We start from the raw sequence: 1,608 nt of genomic DNA, 5'->3' as shown, positions 1-1,608 counted from the left end.
GGCAAAGGGCTTGGAGCTTCCCCACTGCCACATGCGACAGCGAGAAAGCTCCAAGCTAATAAACTTAGAAATGTATACCGAGACATATTATTTCTTTGCTTCTACCACAAAGATATCCTTATGCCACTTGTTTCCTACACCTCCGTAGGCCTCCACTGCATCTGCAGGCACTACTAGTCGTGGGCTTTTGCTCTTCAGGTCATCGCTAAAGCCTTGTGGTGTAACCGTTGGAGGGGTCTTACCCAATTCGAGCAGCTTAATATTCACTTGGTAGCCGAATCCATTGTCATCGATCTTCGTGACACTTGGTAGAATGACGGTGGACAACTGTCCATTCCACCTTGCATTGAAGCCATCCACAGGCACCTCTTTGAGTAGTGGGAAGTTGATCTCCTTGAGCTTAGATGCCGACTTAAAGGCACCTGCACCAATCTCCTCTAGGAGTGGAGCTTCAAACTTCACTAGAGCACTACAGCCATCGAGCCCACTTCGCCCAATCTTCTTGAGCTTAGGGAAGATCGCAGTAGTAGTCTGTCTCGCACCAGCCATACCCTTCTCTTGAATCTCCACAACACCCGTACCGATGATCTCCTTGATGCGAGGTCTATTATTAAAGGCATTGATCTTTATCACGGTCACGTAAGGTGGAAGTTCTAGCTTCTCTACAGAGACAGAGCCAGAGATCTTTGTCAGTACATTCCCCTCAATTGTAACACCCTCAGGTAGTGGATATACATCCTTGCCATTGATGGTAGAGAATTGGTAGGTCTTGGCAAACTCAATGTATTCATCGGCTTTCTCCTCTGGAACAATGAGCGCCTTGCTCATAGGCGTGTCGGCAAAGGCATCCTCTGCCACCTCTGGGATCGTTGCCCCTAGCTCTACCTCTACAAGCTCCGTAGCTCCCTTGAAGGCACCGGCCTCTATCTTAGTGATAGATGGTGCGTGCACTTTCTTTAGCACCTCTTGCGAAGCAAATACCTCCTTGCCAATCGTGGTAGCTGTCTCTGGAAGGGTGATCTCCTCCTGAAGCAGATAGGCGGGATAAAGGGTCAAGACGCCCTCAGTCACTGTGATTTGTGGAATCTTTACCCCATTGATTGAGATAAAGTGGTGGGTATGAGCTAGGAGATAGTATTGCTCCTCCTTGCCTTCGGGTACAAATAGCTCCTTCTCCTCGCTTGTCTCGGCAAAAGCATCTTCTGCAATCACGGGGATAGCCTCTCCAATGGTGAGCTTGAGAAGTCCCGAGCCAGCAAATGCCTTTGCCCCAATCTTCTGCAGGCGCTTACCGGTGATTTCTTTAAGTCCCTTATACCCGGCAAAGACTTCCGCATCCACCTCGGTGATGCGCTTCAGATCCACGATGCCATCCTTTGGTAGCTCGTTTTCTGGATATACTTTTAAGATGCTGTAGGTGTTTTCTACCTCTATTTTACTCTCTTTGTACTTAGGAGTTTGGTCTTCGCCAAAGCACGAGGTGAGGCCCAACATCAGTCCCAGTGAAAGGAATGTTGTAAGGATGATCTTTTTCATTTTGTCTATTGGATATTGTAATGATGATTATTGAATAATGGCTGCTGCACGAGGTTGATTGCCTTCGTGCAA

Annotated in this window: 1 protein-coding gene; it reads right to left on the bottom strand. The window is 47.9% G+C overall.

Going from position 1 to position 1,608, the window contains the following annotated elements:
• Nucleotides 1-87: 87 nt before the first annotated feature.
• Entirely contained in the window at nt 88-1,536 is a 1,449-nt protein-coding gene (locus QVO39_RS05955) for a leucine-rich repeat protein (protein ID WP_021903423.1), read from the bottom strand.
• Nucleotides 1,537-1,608 lie beyond the last annotated feature (72 nt).

The organism is Porphyromonas sp. CAG:1061 (genome assembly GCF_000435035.1).
GTDB classification, from domain to species: Bacteria; Bacteroidota; Bacteroidia; order Bacteroidales; family Porphyromonadaceae; genus Porphyromonas_A; species Porphyromonas_A somerae.
This window is presented reverse-complemented; position numbering and strand designations above follow the sequence as displayed.

Excerpts from the sequence above, each read along its gene's own strand:
- QVO39_RS05955 (WP_021903423.1), bottom strand. The coding sequence starts at position 1,536 with ATGAAAAAGATCATCCTTACAACATTCCTTTCACTGGGACTGATGTTG.